Raw genomic sequence first — 17,851 nt, 5'->3', positions numbered from 1 at the left:
GGCAACACCATGGACCAAATCAACGTGATGCTGGAGCCCGTGCGGGCGTTTCTGATCCAGACCGGCGCCTTCCTGCCGCGGCTGGCCATCGCACTGCTCGTGCTGGTGGCCGGCTTCCTCGTGGCCAAGGCCGTGCGCTTCGCGGTCGAGAAGGGCTTGCGCGCGATCAACTTCCACATCGTGACCAAGCGCGCCGGGCTGGACGGCTTCCTGCAGCAGGGCGGCACGCACATCGACACCATCGGCGTGCTGGGCGTGCTGGCCTATTGGGTCGTGATCCTCGCGGCGCTGATCGTGGCCTTCAACGGCCTGGGCCTCACGCATGTCACCGAGCTGCTGAGCCGCGTGATGCTGTTCGTGCCGCAGCTCATCGTGGCGCTCCTGGTGCTGGCCTTCGGCTCGTACTTCGCGCGCTTCCTGTCGAACGCGGTCGCCACCTACTGCAAGGGCGTGGGCATGCGCGACGGCCAGGCGCTGGGCCGCATCGCCTACTACGCCATCCTGGCCTTCGTGGTGATGATCGCGCTGGACCAGATGGGCGTGGGCGGCAGCCTCGTGCGCGATGCCTTCCTGCTGATCCTGGGCGGCGTGGTGCTGGCCCTGGCGCTGGCCTTCGGGCTGGGCGGCAAGGACTGGGCCGCGGCCCAACTGGAGCGTTGGTGGCCGTCCAGGGACGAGCCGCGCGATCCACCCAGCCGGCTGCGCTGACCATGGACTTCGGTGCACAGGTCCTGCCCGCGGGCGGCACGCGGTTCCGCGTCTGGGCGCCCGGTGCGCGCCAGGCCGAGGTGCTGCTGGAGCCCGGCGGCGCGCATGCCATGCAGGCGCTGGCCGACGGCTGGCACGAGGCCGTCGTCCCCGGCGCAGGCGCCGGCACGCGCTACCGCTACCGTTTCGACGGCGGTACGCCGGTGCCCGACCCGGCCTCGCGCTTCAATCCCGACGACGTGCATGGCGCCAGTGCAGTGGTCGACCCCACCGCCTACGCCTGGCAGGACGCCGCCTGGCGCGGCCGGCCCTGGCATGAAGCGGTCGTCTACGAACTGCATGTCGGCGCCTTCACACCCGAGGGCACGTTCGCGGCCGCGGCCGAGCGGCTGGCCGAACTCGCGGCGCTGGGCATCACGGCCATCGAGCTCATGCCGCTGGCGGACACGCCGGGCGGGCGCAACTGGGGCTACGACGGGGTGCTGCTGTTCGCGCCGGAGTCCAGCTACGGCACGCCCGACGACCTGCGTGCGCTGGTCGACCGGGCGCATGCGCTGGGCCTCATGGTGCTCATCGACGTGGTCTACAACCACTTCGGCCCCGACGGCAACTACCTGCATGGCTACTGCCCGCAGTTCTTCAACCCCGCGCACCAGACGCCCTGGGGCGCGGCCATCAACTACGACGGCGAGCACAGTGCGGCCGTGCGCGCGTTCTTCGTGGCCAACGCGCTGTACTGGGTGGAAGAGTTCCATTGCGACGGCCTGCGGCTGGACGCCGTGCACCAGATCCGCGACGACTCGGCCCGGCCCATCGTCGAGGAGGCCGCCCAGGCGCTCGCCCAGGGGCCGGGGCGGCAGCGCCAGGTGCACGTGGTGCTGGAGAACGAACGCAACCAGGCGCAGCGGTTGCAGCCGGCCGGCGCCGCCACGGCCCAGTGGAACGACGACCTGCACAACGCCGCCCATGTGCTGCTGACCGGCGAGACCGACGGCTACTACGCCGACTATGCGCAGGCCCCGGCCGAGCTGTTCGGGCGCGCGCTGGCCGAAGGCTATGTCTACCAGGGCCAGGTCTCGCCGCACCTGGACGCGCCGCGCGGCGAGCCCAGCGGCACGTTGCCGCCCACGGCCTTCATCTCCTTCCTGCAGAACCACGACCAGGTGGGCAACCGCGCCATGGGCGAGCGCCTGGACCGGCTGACCGATGCCCGCCGGCTCGAGGCGCTCTACGCCTGCCTGCTGCTCGCGCCGCACATTCCCATGCTGTTCATGGGCGAGGAATTCGCGGCGTCCACGCCCTTCCTGTTCTTCTGCGACTTCGAGGGCGAACTGGCCGAGGCCGTGCGCCAGGGCCGGCGCGCCGAGTTCCAGCGCTTCGCCGCCTTTGCCGACGAGGCCGCGCGCGCGCGCATCCCCGACCCCAATGCCGCGGACACCTTCGCGCAATCCAAGCTGCACTGGGCCGAGCGCGAGACCTCGCCGCACCGCGAGCGCCTGGCGCTCGTGCGGCGGCTGCTCGCGCTGCGCCACGCGCACCTGGTGCCGCGGCTGGCCGCTGCGCCGCACGGCGGCCGCGCGCTGGGCACGGGCGGCTTCGTGCACGTGGTGTGGCCGCTGGCCGGCGGTGCCCGCTGGGAACTGCAGGCCAACCTGCAGGACGAGGCCATCCAGGCACCGCTGCCCGCGGGCCAGCACATCTACAGCACCCACGCCGGGGCGGACCTCCCGCCCTGGGCCGTTCGCGTCACCCTCCATCCCGCATGACCGCCTCCATCCCCCGCGCCACCTACCGGCTGCAGCTGCACAAGGACTTCGACTTCGCAGCCGCCCAGGCCATCCTGCCCTACCTGCAGGCCCTCGGCGTGAGCCATGTCTATTGCTCGCCCATCACGCGCGCGCGGCCCGGCAGCATGCACGGCTACGACGTGGCCGACCCGCGCGAGATCAGCCCGGAACTCGGCGGCCGCGAGGGCTTCGAGCGCTTCGCGCTGGCCGCGCGCGCGCTCGGCCTGCAGTTGCTGCTGGACATCGTGCCCAACCACATGGGCGTGATCGCCAGCGACAACCCCTGGTGGTCCGACGTGCTCACGCACGGGCAGGCCTCGGCTTATGCCGGCTTCTTCGACATCGACTGGCGTCCGATGGACCCGGCCATGGCCGGCAAGGTGCTGCTGCCCGTGCTGGGCGCGCCCTATGGCGAGGTGCTGGACCAGGGCCAGCTGCAGCTGGCCTGGGAGGTGAAGGAAGAGGGGGAGGCCGGCGGCTTCGTGCTGCGCTACTTCGAGCATGGCTTTCCCACCGACCCCGGCAGCTGGGCCCCGGTGCTGCGGCTGGCCGCGGACCAGGCCGAGGACGCCGACACGGCCGAAGGCCTCACGGCGCTGGCAGACCGCGCCGACGCCGTGCCGCCGCGCGAGGACCGCGGCGCCGCCGGTGCGCGCGAGCGCGCCGTCGCTGCGGCGCGTCTGCGCCAGGGCCTGCAGGACCTGCTGGCGCAGCGCCGCGCCGCCGCCCCGGCCATCACGGCCGCGCTGGAACGCCTGAACCAGGAGCCTTGCCACGACACGCTGCACGCGTTGCTCGAGGCCCAGCCCTGGCGGCTGGGCTTCTGGCGCGTGGCGGCCGACGAGATCAACTACCGGCGCTTCTTCGACATCAACGAACTGGCCGCGCTGCGCGTGGAGTCCGAGGATGTGTTCGAGGCCACGCACGCGCTGGCGCTGGACCTCACGGCCGCCGGCGTGGTCGACGGCCTGCGCATCGACCACCCCGACGGACTGCGCGACCCGGCCCAGTACTTCGCGCGGCTGCAGGACGGCCATGCGCGCAGGCTGGCCCAGCTGCGGCCCGACGCGCCCGCGCCCGCGGACGCGCTGCCGCTTTACGTGGTGGCCGAGAAGATCACGGCAGCCCACGCCGATCTGCCCGCGGACTGGCGCCTGCACGGCACCACTGGCTACCGCTTCGGTGCGCTGCTCAACAGCCTGTTCAGCGACCGCAGCCAGGCCGCCCGCATGGAGCGCGTGTGGCGCGGCTTCACGGGCGCGGAGGGCAGCCTCGAAGACATGGTGTTCGACGCCAAGCTCGCCGTGGCCTACGGTGCCCTCGGGGCCGAACTCAACCTGCTGGCCACGCAGCTCAAGCGTGTGGCGGGGGCCAACCGGCGCACGCGCGACTACGGTTTCACGACACTGCGCACGGCGATCGCGGAGGCCGCTGCCGGCATGCCGGTCTACCGCACCTACGTGGTCGATGCGGCGAGCGAAGAAGACCGGCGCTTCGTCGACTGGGCCATCGCCCAGGCGCGCCGGCGCACGGCGATTGCCGACACCAGCGTGTTCGACTTCCTGCGCGCCTGCCTGCTGGGCGAGCCGACCGAGGGCAGCGGTGCCGACGCGCTGCTGCCGGTGCGGCGCTTCACCTGGCGCTTCCAGCAGTTCTGCGCGCCGCTGGCGGCCAAGGGCGTGGAGGACTGCGTGTTCTACCGCTACCTGCAGCTGGTCTCGCTCAACGAGGTCGGCGGCGACCCGACCGCCCAGGGCCTCACGCTGGCGGCCTTCCATGGCGCCAGCAGCGACCGCGCGGCGCGCTGGCCGCACACCATGCTGGCCACCTCCACGCACGACAACAAGCGCTCGGAAGACGTGCGCAACCGCATCGCCGTGCTGTCCGAGCGGCCGGCGCTGTGGCGGCTGGGGCTGATGCGCTGGCACCAGCTCACGCGCTCGCTGCGCCGCGAACTGCCCAGCGGCACCGCGCCCTCGCGCGACGACGAGCTGCTGCTCTACCAGGTGCTGCTGGGCGTGCTGCCGGACGGAGAGATCGACGCCGAGGCGCTGGCCGCGCTGCGCACGCGCGTGGGCCAGTACATGGGCAAGGCCGCGCGCGAGGCCAAGCTGCGCACCAGCTGGGTGCGGCCCGACGAAGAGTACGAGCAGGCCCTGCAGGCCTTCATCGACGGCCTGCTGGGCCGGCTGGCGCCCAATCCGGCGCTGTCCGACCTGCGTGCGCTGGCCAGGCAGCTGGCCTGGTTCGGCGCGCTCAACAGCCTGTCCATGGTGGTGGTGAAGTTCACCTCGCCCGGCGTGCCCGACATCTACCAGGGCAACGAGATGCAGGACCTGAGCCTCGTCGACCCGGACAACCGCCGGCCCGTGGACTACGCGCAGCGCCAGGGCACGCTGGCCGCGCACGAGGCGCTGCTGCTGGCCGCAGAACCCGACCGGCTCGCGGGCCTGGCGCGCATGTCGGCCACGCCTGCCGACGGCCGGCTCAAGCTCTGGGCCACCTGGCGGCTGCTGGCGCTGCGCCGCGAAGACCCGGCGCTGCTGTGCGATGGCGCCTACATCGCCCTGCGCGGCACCGGCCGCGCGCGCGAACACGTGGTGGCCTATGCGCGGCGCACGGCCGAGGGCTTGCTGGTGGTGCTGGCCGCGCGCCTGTTCGCGCGGCTGCTCAAGAGTGCCGACGCCGCGCCCGTGGGCGAGGCCTGCTGGGGCGATGCGAGCGTCGACCTGACACCGGCCTTCAAGGACTGGAACGGCGGTGCCGGCGATGTGACGGCACTGGAACTCATGGGCCACGTGCAGCGCCGGCTGCCGCGCGGACCGCTGCGGCTGGCCGATGCGCTGCAGGCGCTGCCGGTGGCGGTCTTCTGGGTCGACGCGCGCCAGCCGGCCGTCAGGGCATGAGCGGCTGCAAGCCGGTCGGGCGCTTCAGCGTGTCGTCGGCCGTGGCGATCTCGTAGCGCACGCGGCCCTGCTCCTTGGCGCGGTAGAGCGCGGCGTCGGCCGCCATGACGAGCTGTTCCTGCACGTGTTCGGGCTGGGGCACCAGGCTGGCCACGCCGATGCTGACGCTGATCCAGGGCGACAGCGGCGAGTCCGGGTGCGGCAGACGCGCCTGGGCGATCGCATCCAGGCAGCGCTGCGCGACGCGCGCGCCGGCATGCGCATCGGCATCGATCAGCAGCACCGCGAACTCTTCGCCGCCGTAGCGCATGAGCTTCTCCACCGGCGTGCGCAGGCAGCCCGACAGCACCTGCGCCACGGCGCGCAGCGCGGCATCGCCCTCGGGGTGGCCCAGGTGGTCGTTGTAGCGCTTGAAGTGGTCCACATCGAGCATCAGCAGCGCCAGCGGCTGGTGGTTGCGCAGGCCGCGCGCCCATTCGAGTGCCAGGGTCTGGTCGAACTGGCGGCGGTTGGCCACGCCGGTGAGGCCGTCGGTCAGCGACAGCGCGGCCAGCTGGGCGTTCATGCGTTCGAGCTCCAGCTGCGAGCGCTTGCGCTCGGAGATGTCCAGGTGCGTGCCGACCACGCGCAGCGGCTTGCCGCGGGCTGTGCGCTGCATCACCATGGCATGCGTCAGCACCCAGATCCAGTGGCCGTCGCGGTGGCGGTAGCGGTGCTCCAGCCGGTAGCTCGGGGCTTCGTTGCGCAGGTGCGCGGCGATGGCCCGCTCGGTCTCGGCCTGGTCGTCGCTGTGCAGCAGCGCGCGCCAGAACTCCGCGCTCAGCGGCTCGTCGGTGGGCGGGTAGCCCAGCATCTCCATCTCACGCGCGTTGACGGTGATGGTGTCGTCGGCCAGGTTCCACTCCCACAGGCCCAGGTCGGCGCCGCGCAGGCCGAATTCCAGCCGGCGCGCGCTTTCGCGTTCCGCCTGGGCGGCCTTGCGTTCGGTGCGCTCCTGCAGATGGCGCCGGCCCTGGTGCCAACGCAGCCAGACCGCGCTGACAGCCATGGTGAGCACCAGCAGCAGCAGTTCGGTGCGCAGCTCGGCCCACCAGGGCGCCAGCACGGCGTCGGTGTGCCGGCTCATGTAGACCACGAGCGGCCGGTCCAGCAGCAGCGCGGCCGGCTCCACGGCGCGCAGGGCCATCATGCGCATCTCGCTCTTGCCCACCATGCGGCCTTGCAGCAGGTTGTGCATGCGGCCGCTTTGCATGTGGACGCGGAACAGCGAGCCCGGCTGGTTCAGGTCGAAGCCGATGCGCGCATCCTCCAAGGGAGAGCTCATGATGATGGGCCCGTCGCCGTGTGCGATGGTGGCGCGCGCATCGGGCGCGTAGAGCAGTGCGCGCAGCACGATCTCGAAGTAGTCGACGTCGAGCGACGCGCTGATCACGCCGGAGAAGCGGCCGTCCGTGTCATGCAGCGTGCGCGACAGCACGGTGGTGAAGTTGCCGAGGACGGAGCGAAACGGCGGCGACACGTACAGGGTGTCGGGCTGGCTGCTGGCGCGCACGGTCATGAAGTAGGGCCGTGCGCTGACGTCGCGGTCCGTCAGCTCTGGCTGGCTCGCTGCCAGCACGCGGCCGTCGCGGTCGGTGATCTGCAGGCCGCGCACGCCGGGCATCGCCTCGACCAGCAGTTTCAGCGGGAACGGCACCGACGGTGCGGCGGCCAGGTCTGGCGGCAGCAGCTGGCCGGCGCCCGCCAGCGCTGCGCTGATGGCCTTCAGATGGCGGGTGAGGTGGATCTCGACGGCCTGGGCCTGCCCCTGCAGGCGCTGCATGTCCTGCGCCACGATGCGGTCGCGGGCGCGCCAGCTGACATGCCAGGCCAAGGCCAGCACGAGCAGCCAGGCGAGGGCCCACAGCATCCATTCGCGGTGGTTGCGCCGCCGCAGCAGCAGCGTCACCGGCCCGCGCTGCCGCTGGGCAGCTTCCAGAGGGGCGGAGCCGGTTTCCGGGGATTGCATTGGCCGGCGATTGTGGAATGCTCTGCGCCCGCGTCAAGCGGGGTCGCACCATGCCGTCCCCTGCTTGGCTGAGAAACGGGGCCTACAGGCGCAGCCAGTCGGGCCCGGTCGGCTCTGCGTCGGCGGTCGACAGTTCCTCCAGGAAGGCCTGGCACCACCAGTGCACGTCGAAGCGGCGGATGGTGGCCATGAGGTTCTGGTGGCGGCGCCGGCGTTCGGCCAGGGGCAGCTGCAGCGCGAACTGGATGGCATCGGCCGTGGCCGTGCTGTCGTAGGGATTGACCAGGACCGCGCCTTCGCGCATCTGCTCGACCGCGCCGGCGAAGCGCGAGAGCACGAGCACGCCGGGGTCTTCAGGGTCTTGCGCGGCGACAAATTCCTTGGCCACGAGGTTCATGCCGTCGCGCAGCGGCGTGACCAGGGCCACCCGCGCGGCGCGGTAGAGCCCGGGCAGGCGCTTGCGCGCCATGGTGCGGTGCATGTAGCGCACGGGAACCCAGTCCAGCTCGCCGAAGTCGCCGTTCATGGAGCCGGCCAGGCTTTCCAGCTCGCGCAGGATGTCGCCGTAGGCGTCCACGTCCTCGCGGCTCGGCGCGGCGATCTGGATCAGCGTGGCGCGGCGGATGTTGTCGGGGTGGCGGCGCAGCAACTCGCGGAAGGCGCGCAGGCGCTGCGGCAGGCCCTTGGAGTAGTCGAGCCGGTCCACGCCCACAAGCAGCTGGCGGCGCGAGTATTCCTCGCGCATGCGGCGGTACATCTCGGTGGCGTCGTGCGCATGGGTCAGCGCATCGAACTCCTCCACGTCGATCCCGATCGGGAAGGCGGCGGTGCGCAGCGTGCGCCCGAAGGCGCGCCAGCGGCGGCCGTCGCCATCGCGGTCCTCGGCGCGCGCCTCGGTGGAGGCGTAGCGGTTGAAGTGCTCCAGGTCGGCTTCGCTCTGGAAGCCCACGAGGTCGTAGGCGAACAAGGCCCGGGCCAGCCAGTCGTGCGCGGGGATGGCCGTGAAGATCTGCGGCGGCGGCAGCGGGATGTGCAGGAAGAAGCCGATCTTGTTGCGGCAGCCCAGCGCGCGCAGTTCGCTGGCCAGCGGGATCAGGTGGTAGTCGTGCACCCAGACGATGTCGTCTTCCTTGAGCAGCGGCATGAGCTTGGCCGCGAACAGCTGGTTCACGCGGCGGTAGCCGCCGATGTAGCCGGCGTCGAAGTCCGCCAGGTCCAGCCGGTAGTGGAACACCGGCCACAGCACGGCGTTGGAGTAGCCCAGGTAGTAGGCGTCGTGGTCCCACTGCGAGAGGTCCAGCGTGGCCAGCGTGACGTTGCCAGCCTGCTGCTGGTGCACGGGCGTCTCGGCCGGTGTGGCACCGTCCTCGGGCAGGATCTTGCCGCTCCAGCCGAACCACATGCCGCCGTTGGCCTGCAAGGCGCCGGAGAGGGCCACGGCGAGGCCGCCGGCCTCGGTCTTGCGGGGGTCGGCGACGCGGTTGGAGATGCACACGAGACGGGCCACGCGTTGTTCCTTTTCTTGGCTGGCGTTGGAGGGGATGGTGGATCTCACAGGGCGAGCCAGGCGGCCAGGCCGGCGCGCACGGCTGCGGGGCCGGCGATGCGCTGCTGCGCCAGCGTTTCGCCGGGGCCGACCTTGATGCCCACGCCGCCGAGCTGCTGCGCAACCTGGAAGCCGGGTTCGTCGGTGGTGTCGTCGCCCAGGAACACCGGCTTGCGGCCGGCGAAGGGCGGCTCCTCGAGGAAGGCGCCGAGCGCCTTGCCCTTGTTGGCCAGAGAGGACTTGGCCTCGAACACCATCTTGCCGTGCAGCAGCGTGACGCCGGGCGAGGCTGCGACAGCCGCCTCCATGGTGCGACGGCACAGGTCTTCGAGCTGCGGCGCCTGGCGGTAGTGCAGCGCCACGGCGCCGCGCTTGGGCTCCACGGCCAGGGCCGGGTGGTCGTGCAGCAGCTTCGCCGCGGCCTGCTCCACGGTGTCCAGTGAGGGCGTGGGCAGCAGCACGAGGTTGCCATCGGCGGCGCGGCGCTCGCTGCCGTGCACGCCGGCTGCGGGCAGGTCCAGCGGGTGCAGGAAGGTGTCGATGGCGCCGACGGAGCGGCCCGAGACCACCGCCAGCGCGCCGCCGAGCCTGTCGCGCAGCGCGGCCAGCAGCGACACCAGGTCGGGCGGGATCACGATGGCGTCGGGCTCGGGCGCCAGGTCGACCAGCGTGCCGTCGAAGTCCAGGAACAGCGCGGACGCGTTGGGGTCCAGCAGCGGGGCGAAGGAGAAGTCGGTGGCCTGGGTCATGCGTTGCGGGATGGGGCCTTGTGGCGGATCTCGAGGAAAAGGAAGCAGAGCACGGCCAGCGCCAGCGGCGCCAGGTAGTACAGCGCGCGGTAGGCGAGCAGCGTGCCGATCAGCTGCGCGGGCGCAAGTTGCGTGCCGAGCAGCGCGACGAACACCGCCTCCAGCACGCCGAGGCCGGCCGGCACGTGGGTCACCACGCCGGCCACGGCCGCCAGCAGCAGCACGGTGAGCACGGTCACGTAGTCCACCTGGCCCTGCAGCAGCACGAAGATGGTGCCGGCGATCAGCGACCAGTTCAGGCAGGACATGGCCAGCTGCAGCAGCGCCGTGCGGCCCGACGGCAGGGTGAAGGTGTGGCCGCGCAGCGAGAGGCTGCGCTTGCGTGAGAAGGCGCAGGCCGCCACATAGCCCAGGGCCACGGCGGCCAGCAGGCTGCCTGCGATCTGCAGCACCGCATCGCTGATGTCCCATTCGGCGGGCAGGGCCAGCGGGAACAGCGCGAACGCCAGGCCGCCCAGCAGCAGATAGCCCAGCCAGTTGGTAACCATGCTCACCGCCATGACGCGCGTGACCTGCATCTCGTCCAGCCCAAGCCGGCCGTACAGCCGGTAGCGCGAGGCGACACCGCCGACCAGGGCGCCCATGTTGAGGTTGAACGCGTAGCTGATGAAGGTGACCAGCATCACCTTGGGGGCGGGCAGGCGGTGGCCCACGGCGCGCCGGCCCAGCAGGTCGAAGGTCGAATAGAGCAGGTGGCTGGCGAAGGCGAGCCCGCCGGCAGCCAGCAGCACGGGCAGGGGCAGCTCGCGCAGGGTCTGCGCGACCTCGTCCCAGGCGATGGTGCGCGCCTGGCTGACCAGCAGGTAGCCCAGCAGCGCGAAGAAGGCCAGCCAGAAGCCCTTGCGCAGCCACGGCCACCAGGGGCGCGCGCGCAGGGCCGGGCGGCGCGGAGCCGGCTCGGCGGCGGCCACGGCGCTCATGGCGCTGCCTCGCGCGCCGGCGCGGGGCAGGCTTCGACGAGGCCATCGGTCTCCAGCGCGGGCACGAGCTTGGGGTTGTGCCGCGGCAGGCCGCCCAGCCAGCCCGGATAGCGGCGCAGCACGTGGAACACCACGTAGCTGCGCAGCAGCTGCCAGCCGCTGGGCTCGCCGATGGTGTCGCGGTCGATCTGCTGGCAGGCGTTGTCCACCAGATGGTCCAGCCGCGCGCGCAGGGTCCGGTTGAACGCCTGGTCGTGGATCAGCACGTTGGCTTCCAGGTTCAGGGCCAGGCTCAGCGGATCCAGGTTGCTCGAGCCCACGGTGGCCCAGCGGTCATCGACCACGGCCACCTTGCCGTGCAGCGGGCGTTCGCAGTATTCGTAGACCTCCACGCCCCCGCGCACGAGGTGGTGGTAGAGCATGCGGGCCGCCACCTTGACGATGGGCATGTCGGGCTCGCCCTGCAGGATGAGGCGCACCTGCACACCGCGTTGCGCCGCACGGCGCAGTTCACGGATGAGGCGGTAGCCGGGAAAGAAGTAGGCGTTGGCGATCGTCACATGCTCGCGCGCGGCGCGGATGGCGAGCCGGTAGTAGCGCTCGATGTCGTTGGTGTGCCGGGTGTTGTCGCGGGTGACCAGCATGGCCTGCGCGTCGCCGACCGGCGGCAGCGCGCGGGCGCGCTGGCGCATCATCGGCCGGTGGCGGAACCAGCGGCGCACGCCCTGCTGGTGGCGCAGGCCCTCGGCCAGCATGGCATGCACGAAGCGGTGGATGTCGCCAACCAGCGGCCCGCGGATGCGCACCGAGTAGTCCTGCTTGGCCTGCGGCCCGAAGTCCATCAGGTGGTCGGCCGAGTAGTTGATGCCGCCGATGAAGGCCACTTCGGCGTCGACCACCACGATCTTGCGGTGCATGCGCCGCAGCATGTTGGTGCGCCATTTCCAGATCCGCAGCCCGGGGTCGAACACATGCACGCGCACGCCGGCTTCGCACAGGCTGCCGATGAAGCGGTCCGACAGGTCGGGCGAGCCGAAGCCGTCGATCGTCACGTCGATCTGCACGCCGCGCTTCGCGGCGGTCAACAGCGCCTCGTGCAGGGCCAAGCCAACCTTGTCCTCGAACAGGATGAAGGTCTCCAGCACCACCTCCTGGCGGGCATTGGCAATGGCGTCGAACACCCGCGGGAAGAACTGCTCGCCGTTCTCCAGGAGTTCCAACTCGTTGCCGCTGGTCCAGCGCGTGGCGTTCATGGGTGGTGGTGTGACAAGGGACAGGCCTGAGGTGTACCTTGCCACCGTGCGCGGCCCTGTAGGACAAGGGCGGCTGGGCTTGTGACGCGACGCCCCCAATCTGTACGAAGCGAATAAAAATGCTGCACAAACTATGCTTTGGTGCGTAAATGCGTATTTAAAGGGGCATCTCCACGGCCGAGAGCTAAAATAACTACGCTTCTTCTCTCAAAAGATCATTTCCATGAGCATCGTTGCCCAGTTGACCGACGCCCGCAAACGCATGGGCATGACCCAGGCTGCCCTCGCCGAGGCGGCAGGCCTGTCGCGCATGACCGTCCAGCGCATCGAGAGCGGAGACATCGACCCGCGCCTGTCCTCGCTGCTGGAAATGGGGCGCGTGCTGGGGCTGGAGGCCCTGGCCGTGCCGTCCGTGCTGCGGCCCGAACTGGAGGCCTTCGTCCGCGCAGGGGGGCGCCTGTTGGCCCAACCCGCGGGCGCCGGCGCGCCGCCGTCGGTGGTCGACGCCATCGGCCGCCAGCACGACGGAACACCCCGGTGAGCACCGCCATCCGCTACCTGCGCATGCACCTGCACCTGCCGGACCGCAGCCGCCGGGCCATCGGCTATCTCTCGCAGTACGGCGACATCCTGCGTGCCTCGTTCGACGCCGACTACATCGCCGACCCTGCGCGCCCCACGCTCTCGCTGGCCTTGCGTGGCGAGCGCGAGGACGACACGCGCGCCATCCTTGCCGCGCCGCACGATGCGCGCCTGGTGCAGCTCGGCGGGCGCTGGCCGGCCTGGTTCGCCAACCTGCTGCCCGAGGGCCACAACCGCGAGCGGCTGGCGCGCGAACGCCGCTGCAGCCCCGACGACGAGTTCGAACTGCTGGCCGCCGCCGGCCACGACCTCATGGGTGCCATCGAGGTCGAGCCCGTGCCCGCACGCGAGGGCATTCCCGATGTGGTGCGCCACTGGCACACGGCGCTGGGCCTGGATGTGCTGGAACCCGGCTTCGTCGAGGAGCCCGTGGAGGACGCCGCCGCGCTGCCCGGCGTGGTGACCAAGTTTTCGGCCGTGCAGGACGGCCGGCGCTACGTGGTGCGCCGCCATGGCCAGGCCGGCGCCTTCATCTTGAAGCTACCGACGGCGCGGCACCCCGAGCTGGTCGCCAACGAGATGGCGGGCTACCGCTTGTGCGGGGCGCTGGGCCTGGCCTGCGCCCAGGCCCGCATCATCGCGCGCGCCGACGCCGAACTGCCCGAGCAGGTGCCGTTCGGGCAGATCCTGGCCGTGCCCCGCTTCGACCGCGGGCCCGAGGGGCAGCGCATCCACATGGAAGAGTTCGCCCAGGCGCTGCAGTACCCGCCGCAGCACAAGTACGGCCGCGAGATGGTGCGCGACTACGCCACCATGCTGCAGGTGCTGGACCGCTACTCGGCCCGGCCCGTGCCCGATGTGCGCGAGTTCATGGGGCGCTTCGTCGCGTTCATCCTGATGGGCAACACCGATGCGCACCTCAAGAACTGGGCGCTGCTGTATCCCGACGCGCGCCAGCCCGTGCTGGCGCCGCTGTACGACCCGGTCTGCGTGAGCGCGCTGTTCGCCGAGGTCGGCCCGAACGACTACGCCGTGAACCGCGCCATCGACACGCGCTTGCGCGCCTTCGGCTGGGACCAGCTGGAGGCCATGCTCAAGGCCGCGCGGCTGCTGCGCGTGCCCAACCTGCTGCGCATCGCGCGCCAGCTGGTACGCCAGGCGCAGGCCGACTGGCCTGCGCTGCTGCAGGAGGCGCCGCCCGCGGTGCGTGCGTCGGTCAGCGAGCGGCTGGCCGGCGGCGTGGCGCTGGCGGCTTGACGGCACGAGGCTTCCGGGAGGCAGGCGCCTTCTGCGCCACGCCGGCGCAGTGGTGCACCACCATGGCCGCGATGAAGCGCAGTTGCCGCGCCTCGGCATCGGCGTCGGTGCCGAAGGTGCGGCCCACGCCCAGGCCGCGCAGGCAGGACAGCAGCGTGTCCACCAGCGTCTGGCGGCCTTCGCCATCACCGGCTTCCGGGAAGGTCTCGCCGAACCGGGCGTGCAGCCGGGCGGTCATCGCATCGCGCCGCTGGCCCACATGCTGCAGCACGGTCGGCTCGTCGCTGCAGCCGAAGTAGACCGACCACGCCACGAGAAACCGCGCCGGCGCGTACGAGCGCAGCCACAGGGCCTGCACGAACGCGTGCACGCGCTCCGCGAGCGGCATGCCGGTGTCCGGCCAGATGCCGCCGTCTTCGATGGGCAGCGTGCCCAGGTGGTCGATCAGGTTCAGGATCAGGTCGGCCTTGCTCGGAAAGTGGTGCTGCACGGCGCCCGTGGTCACGCCGGCGCGCTTGGCAATCTCGAACACCGTGGCCGCCTGGAAGCTGCGCTCGCTGATCAGTGCGACGGCGGTGTCCATCACGCGTTGGCGCGTTTCGGTGGAGCGGCTGGCCTGGGTGCGGCGAGGTTTCGGTGGCAGGTCGGTGGGCATCGAACGATTGTCGGGGCCGGCCCGGCCGTTCCATGCCGGTGGCCCAACAATTGCATGTTGCATGCGACCTGTAATGTAAATTCTTTTCTATGACACACTTTCGATTTCCACTGCTGCTGTGTGCCCTGTCTGTCGCGTGGGGCCTTGCCCAAGCGCGCGTCGTCGACTTCAGGACGGTGTCGGTGAAGCCGGCCTTCGAGGGCCGCGTGTTCGGCACGACCGGCGCCTACGAACGGATCGACGCCGTGGCATCCTTCGCCGTCGATCCCAGGTCGGCCCAGCTTGCGAACATCGTGGACATCGGCCGGGCGCCGGTGAACGCGGCCGGCCTGGTCGAGTTCTCCACGCAGGTGACGGTGCTGCGCGCTGCCGATCCGGCCCGGCGCTCGGCCACGCTGCTGTACGAGGTGCCCAACCGCGGGCGCAGCCATGCCATGGTCATGCTCAACCTCGGTGCGGTCAGCAACATTCCCGGCAAGGCGGCCGAGGCGGGCGACGGCTTCCTGATGCAGCGCGGCACCACCGTGGTCTGGAGCGGCTGGCAGAGCGACATCGGGGGTCCGCTGATCAACATGCAATTGCCGGTGCTGGACAGTGTGCGCGGCACCACGCGCGAGCAGTTCGTCTTCGACAAGCCGGGCGCCACCGGCGTGGGCGAGCTGACCTATCCGGCCAGCGATCTGGACCCGGCGCGCGCCGTGCTGACCGTGCGCGCACGCGATGCGGACCTGCCGCGCGTGCTGCAGGGCGCGTTCCGCTACGTCGCGCCCAACCGCATCGAGATCACGCGGCCCGCCGACATGGATGCCGGCGCCATCTACGAATTCGTCTACCCCGCGCAGGGCGCCGTGCCGGCCGGCCTGGCCTTCGCGGCCACGCGCGATCTGGTGTCCTTCCTGCGCGGCAACCCAGGCCATGCGCTGGCCAGCCCGCTGTCGGGCATCCAGCACACGCTGGGCCTGGGCATCTCGCAGTCGGGCCGCTTCGTGCGCGACTTCATTTACGAGGGCTTCAACGCCGACGAGGGCGGGCGCCGGGTGTTCGACGGTGCCATGCCGCACATCGCGGGCTCGCGCAAGACCTACGTGAACTACCGCTTCGCGCAGCCCAGCCGCTATTCGCGCCAGCACGAGGACCACGATTTCCCGGGCGACCAGTTCCCGTTCACCTATGCCGACACCACCGACCCGGTGAGCGGCAACATCGGCAGCCTGCTGTCGGCCTGCCGCGCCACCGCCACCTGCCCGCGCATCGTGCACGTGGACTCGTCCACGGAGTTCTACCAGGCGCGCGCCTATCTGCTCAACACCACGCCGGACGGCAAGCCCGTGCCCATGCCGCCCGACGTGCGCCTGTACTTCGTGGCGGGCGCGCCGCACTTCAACCGCTGGGGCGCTGGGCCCGAGGCCGTGCCGGTCTGCGCGCGGCCGAGCAACCCCTTGAATCCCTCGCCGGTGTTGCGCGCGCTGTACGTGGCGCTGGAGGACTGGGTCGGCAGCGGCAAGGCGCCGCCGGCCAGCCGTTTCCCTTCGCTGGACGACAAGACCCTGGTGCCGCTGGCGCAGCTGCAGCTTCCGCGCATCGCGGGCAGCGTGGCGCAGCCGGCTTACAACCACCTGCAACTGATGGACACCACCGTCCAGCCACCGCTGCGCGGCAAGGCCTACCCGGCCTACGTCCCCGGCACCGATGCCGACGGCAACGACCTGGGCGGCGTGCGCCTGCCGTTCGTGCAGGCGCCGCTGGCCACCTTCACGGGCTGGAATCCGCGGGCACAGGGCTACGGTGCGGGCGACCTGTGCAACGTCTACGGCGGCTACGCCGCGCTGCCGCGCCAGGCCACGCCGGGCGACAGCCGCACGCCGCTGGCCGTGCGTTATCCCGAGGGGGCCAAGAGCTATGTAGAGCAGGTCGACGCCGCCGTCAGCCGCCTCGTGCAGGAACGCTTCATGCTCGAAGGCGACCGCGCGCTGGTGCTCGAGCGCGCGCGCGTTGAAGCTGCCACGGCATTCGCGGCACCCTGATCAGCGCGGGCCTGCAAAGGCCTGCGCGATCTCCTGCGTGACGCGCAGGAAGCGGTCCACATCGGCGGTGCCGTGGCAGTGCAGCGGCGACACGCGCACGGCACCGGCCAGCCCGAAGGACTCCAGCATGCGCTTCGAATACAGGCTGCTCGCCACGCGCTCGTAGACCACCACGCCGCGCTGCTCGTACTCGCGCACGGCCTGCGCGTATTCCAGGCCTTCGATGCCGATGGCCAGGATCAGGTCGCGCCTGGACAGGTCCGCGTGGTCCAGGAACACCTGCACGCCGCGCTGGTGGCGCAGGCCGGGCGCCGCATCGCTGCCTTCGAGCAGGCGTGCCAGCAGCGCGCGCTCGTGCAGTTCGATCTTCTCGATGCCGCGCGCGAACAGCGTGCGCCGGTCCCCGGCCGCACCGGACTGCGCGCCCAGCCAGGCGACGTAGTCGACGATCTCGCTCATGACCGCGAACTGCCAGGGCGCAGCGCTGCCCAGGTCCCAGAAGTCCGGCTTCTTGGCCGCGAGCTTGTGGTGCGGCAGCCGGGCCGCGCGGTCCGACAGCCAGGCCAGGCCCGAGCCGCGGCAGCCGAAGAACTTGTAGGGCGCGATGTTGATGCCGTCCACGGGCGTCTTCGCCAGGTCGATCAGGCCGTGCGGCGCATGCTGCACGGCGTCGACCACGATGTACAGGTCGGGTTGGATGGCGCGCGCGCGCCGCACGATCTCGGCGATGTCAAGCTTGGCGCCCGAGATGTTGGAGGCGTAGATCACGCTGAGCAGCGCGGTGTCGGCATCGACCAGGCGGCAGATGGCCTCCACGTCGACACCGCCCGTGATGGGGTTGGACGGCGCCACGCGCAGTTCGCGGCCGGTGCGCTCGGCATACAACTGCATGGCGTCGAAGGAGGAGGGGTGCTCCAGCACGGTGGTGACCATGTTGCTGCCGGGCACGTTCTCGGCGATGGCGCGCACCATGTCGAACATCGCGCCCGAGGCCGTCAGCGCCGCGTAGACGCTGCCGCCCTCGGCGTTGAGCACGGTGCGCAGGTCCTGCGTGCCCCTGGCCTGCACCTGCTGCAGGAACACGGCGGTTTCGTGGATGCGCTCGGGGTTGTCGGGCACCGCGTCGATGCGGGCGAACTGCTCGACGGCGGCCTTGAGGCGGAACGAGCCGCCCGCGTTGTCGAAGAACAGCCGCTCGCGGCCCGTGATGTCGTGGTCGACGTGCAGGAAGCGGGCCTTGATCTGCGCCTGCAGCGCGTCGGAGAAGAGTTCGCCTTGGGGGGCTGTCATGGGTGGGGTCCTGGTGGAGTCGCCAAATTCTGCGGGGCATGCAGCATTTCTAAAAGCGATATTTATGGATACGATTCAAAGAGGAAAAGTGTTCTTTCAAGGCGTG

At 71.0% G+C, this 17,851-nt stretch carries 13 protein-coding genes; 6 read left to right on the top strand and 7 right to left on the bottom strand.

The window, feature by feature from the left end; genetic code table 11:
• The first annotated feature begins 9 nt into the window (after positions 1-9).
• Genes DES41_RS25160 through treY form a run of 3 tightly spaced genes read left to right on the top strand, consistent with a single transcriptional unit; the run spans position 10 to position 5,401 of the window.
• The gene (locus tag DES41_RS25160) at positions 10-708 is read left to right on the top strand and encodes a mechanosensitive ion channel family protein (RefSeq protein ID WP_114470394.1); all 699 of its coding nucleotides are present in this window, start codon (positions 10-12) and stop codon (positions 706-708) included.
• Between the two features lie 2 nt (positions 709-710).
• On the top strand, positions 711-2,474 hold the full coding sequence (treZ, locus tag DES41_RS25155; RefSeq protein WP_114470393.1) for a malto-oligosyltrehalose trehalohydrolase: 1,764 nt from the start codon (positions 711-713) through the stop codon (positions 2,472-2,474).
• Entirely contained in the window at positions 2,471-5,401 is a 2,931-nt protein-coding gene (gene treY / locus DES41_RS25150; protein ID WP_114470392.1) for a malto-oligosyltrehalose synthase, read from the top strand. Before treZ ends, treY begins: the two co-directional genes overlap by 4 nt.
• Here treY and DES41_RS25145 read toward each other — a convergent pair.
• The 5 genes from DES41_RS25145 to clsB form a co-directional block, all read right to left on the bottom strand.
• The gene (locus tag DES41_RS25145) at positions 5,391-7,409 is read right to left on the bottom strand and encodes a diguanylate cyclase domain-containing protein (RefSeq protein WP_114470391.1); all 2,019 of its coding nucleotides are present in this window, start codon (positions 7,407-7,409) and stop codon (positions 5,391-5,393) included. The genes treY and DES41_RS25145 overlap by 11 nt on opposite strands.
• Before the next feature lie 82 nt (positions 7,410-7,491).
• The gene (locus DES41_RS25140) at positions 7,492-8,916 is read right to left on the bottom strand and encodes an alpha,alpha-trehalose-phosphate synthase (UDP-forming) (protein WP_114470390.1); all 1,425 of its coding nucleotides are present in this window, start codon (positions 8,914-8,916) and stop codon (positions 7,492-7,494) included.
• A 44-nt stretch (positions 8,917-8,960) separates the two neighbouring features.
• On the bottom strand, positions 8,961-9,704 hold the full coding sequence (gene otsB / locus DES41_RS25135) for a trehalose-phosphatase (RefSeq protein WP_114470389.1): 744 nt from the start codon (positions 9,702-9,704) through the stop codon (positions 8,961-8,963).
• Positions 9,701-10,684: a lysylphosphatidylglycerol synthase domain-containing protein gene (locus DES41_RS25130; protein WP_114470388.1), complete on the bottom strand. Its 984-nt coding sequence runs from the start codon at positions 10,682-10,684 to the stop codon at positions 9,701-9,703. Before DES41_RS25130 ends, otsB begins: the two co-directional genes overlap by 4 nt.
• Positions 10,681-11,937: a cardiolipin synthase ClsB gene (clsB, locus tag DES41_RS25125; RefSeq protein WP_114470387.1), complete on the bottom strand. Its 1,257-nt coding sequence runs from the start codon at positions 11,935-11,937 to the stop codon at positions 10,681-10,683. Before clsB ends, DES41_RS25130 begins: the two co-directional genes overlap by 4 nt.
• A 223-nt stretch (positions 11,938-12,160) precedes the next feature.
• On the opposite strand from clsB, the gene DES41_RS25120 reads away from it, so the two are divergent.
• Together DES41_RS25120 and DES41_RS25115 are read left to right on the top strand one after the other, a co-directional pair.
• Positions 12,161-12,478, top strand: coding sequence for a helix-turn-helix transcriptional regulator (locus tag DES41_RS25120; protein ID WP_211333071.1), 318 nt, complete (start codon positions 12,161-12,163; stop codon positions 12,476-12,478).
• Complete coding sequence (locus tag DES41_RS25115) at positions 12,475-13,776, top strand: type II toxin-antitoxin system HipA family toxin (protein WP_114470385.1); 1,302 nt, start codon at positions 12,475-12,477, stop codon at positions 13,774-13,776. The genes DES41_RS25120 and DES41_RS25115 overlap by 4 nt, the downstream gene beginning before the upstream one ends.
• On the opposite strand, the gene DES41_RS25110 is transcribed toward DES41_RS25115, so the two are convergent.
• Positions 13,736-14,431: a TetR/AcrR family transcriptional regulator gene (locus DES41_RS25110; RefSeq protein WP_170168289.1), complete on the bottom strand. Its 696-nt coding sequence runs from the start codon at positions 14,429-14,431 to the stop codon at positions 13,736-13,738. The genes DES41_RS25115 and DES41_RS25110 overlap by 41 nt on opposite strands.
• Before the next feature lie 89 nt (positions 14,432-14,520).
• Here DES41_RS25110 and DES41_RS25105 point away from each other — a divergent pair, with 89 nt between their 5' ends.
• The gene (locus DES41_RS25105; RefSeq protein ID WP_114470383.1) at positions 14,521-16,455 is read left to right on the top strand and encodes an alpha/beta hydrolase domain-containing protein; all 1,935 of its coding nucleotides are present in this window, start codon (positions 14,521-14,523) and stop codon (positions 16,453-16,455) included.
• Here DES41_RS25105 and DES41_RS25100 read toward each other — a convergent pair whose 3' ends face one another.
• The gene (locus tag DES41_RS25100) at positions 16,456-17,745 is read right to left on the bottom strand and encodes an aminotransferase class V-fold PLP-dependent enzyme (RefSeq protein WP_114470382.1); all 1,290 of its coding nucleotides are present in this window, start codon (positions 17,743-17,745) and stop codon (positions 16,456-16,458) included.
• Between the last annotated feature and the right edge of the window lie 106 nt (positions 17,746-17,851).

Origin of the sequence: Pseudorhodoferax soli (assembly GCF_003337555.1) — a bacterium.
GTDB lineage: Bacteria > Pseudomonadota > Gammaproteobacteria > Burkholderiales > Burkholderiaceae_C > Pseudorhodoferax > Pseudorhodoferax soli.
This window is presented reverse-complemented; position numbering and strand designations above follow the sequence as displayed.

Coding starts and splice junctions, on each gene's coding strand:
- DES41_RS25160 (WP_114470394.1), top strand. CDS start 10: ATGGACCAAATCAACGTGATGCTGGAGCCCGTGCGGGCGTTTCTGATC.
- treZ (WP_114470393.1), top strand. CDS start 711: ATGGACTTCGGTGCACAGGTCCTGCCCGCGGGCGGCACGCGGTTCCGC.
- treY (WP_114470392.1), top strand. CDS start 2,471: ATGACCGCCTCCATCCCCCGCGCCACCTACCGGCTGCAGCTGCACAAG.
- DES41_RS25145 (WP_114470391.1), bottom strand. CDS start 7,409: ATGCAATCCCCGGAAACCGGCTCCGCCCCTCTGGAAGCTGCCCAGCGG.
- otsB (WP_114470389.1), bottom strand. CDS start 9,704: ATGACCCAGGCCACCGACTTCTCCTTCGCCCCGCTGCTGGACCCCAAC.
- DES41_RS25130 (WP_114470388.1), bottom strand. CDS start 10,684: ATGAGCGCCGTGGCCGCCGCCGAGCCGGCTCCGCGCCGCCCGGCCCTG.
- clsB (WP_114470387.1), bottom strand. CDS start 11,937: ATGAACGCCACGCGCTGGACCAGCGGCAACGAGTTGGAACTCCTGGAG.
- DES41_RS25120 (WP_211333071.1), top strand. CDS start 12,161: ATGAGCATCGTTGCCCAGTTGACCGACGCCCGCAAACGCATGGGCATG.
- DES41_RS25110 (WP_170168289.1), bottom strand. CDS start 14,431: ATGCCCACCGACCTGCCACCGAAACCTCGCCGCACCCAGGCCAGCCGC.
- DES41_RS25105 (WP_114470383.1), top strand. CDS start 14,521: ATGACACACTTTCGATTTCCACTGCTGCTGTGTGCCCTGTCTGTCGCG.
- DES41_RS25100 (WP_114470382.1), bottom strand. CDS start 17,745: ATGACAGCCCCCCAAGGCGAACTCTTCTCCGACGCGCTGCAGGCGCAG.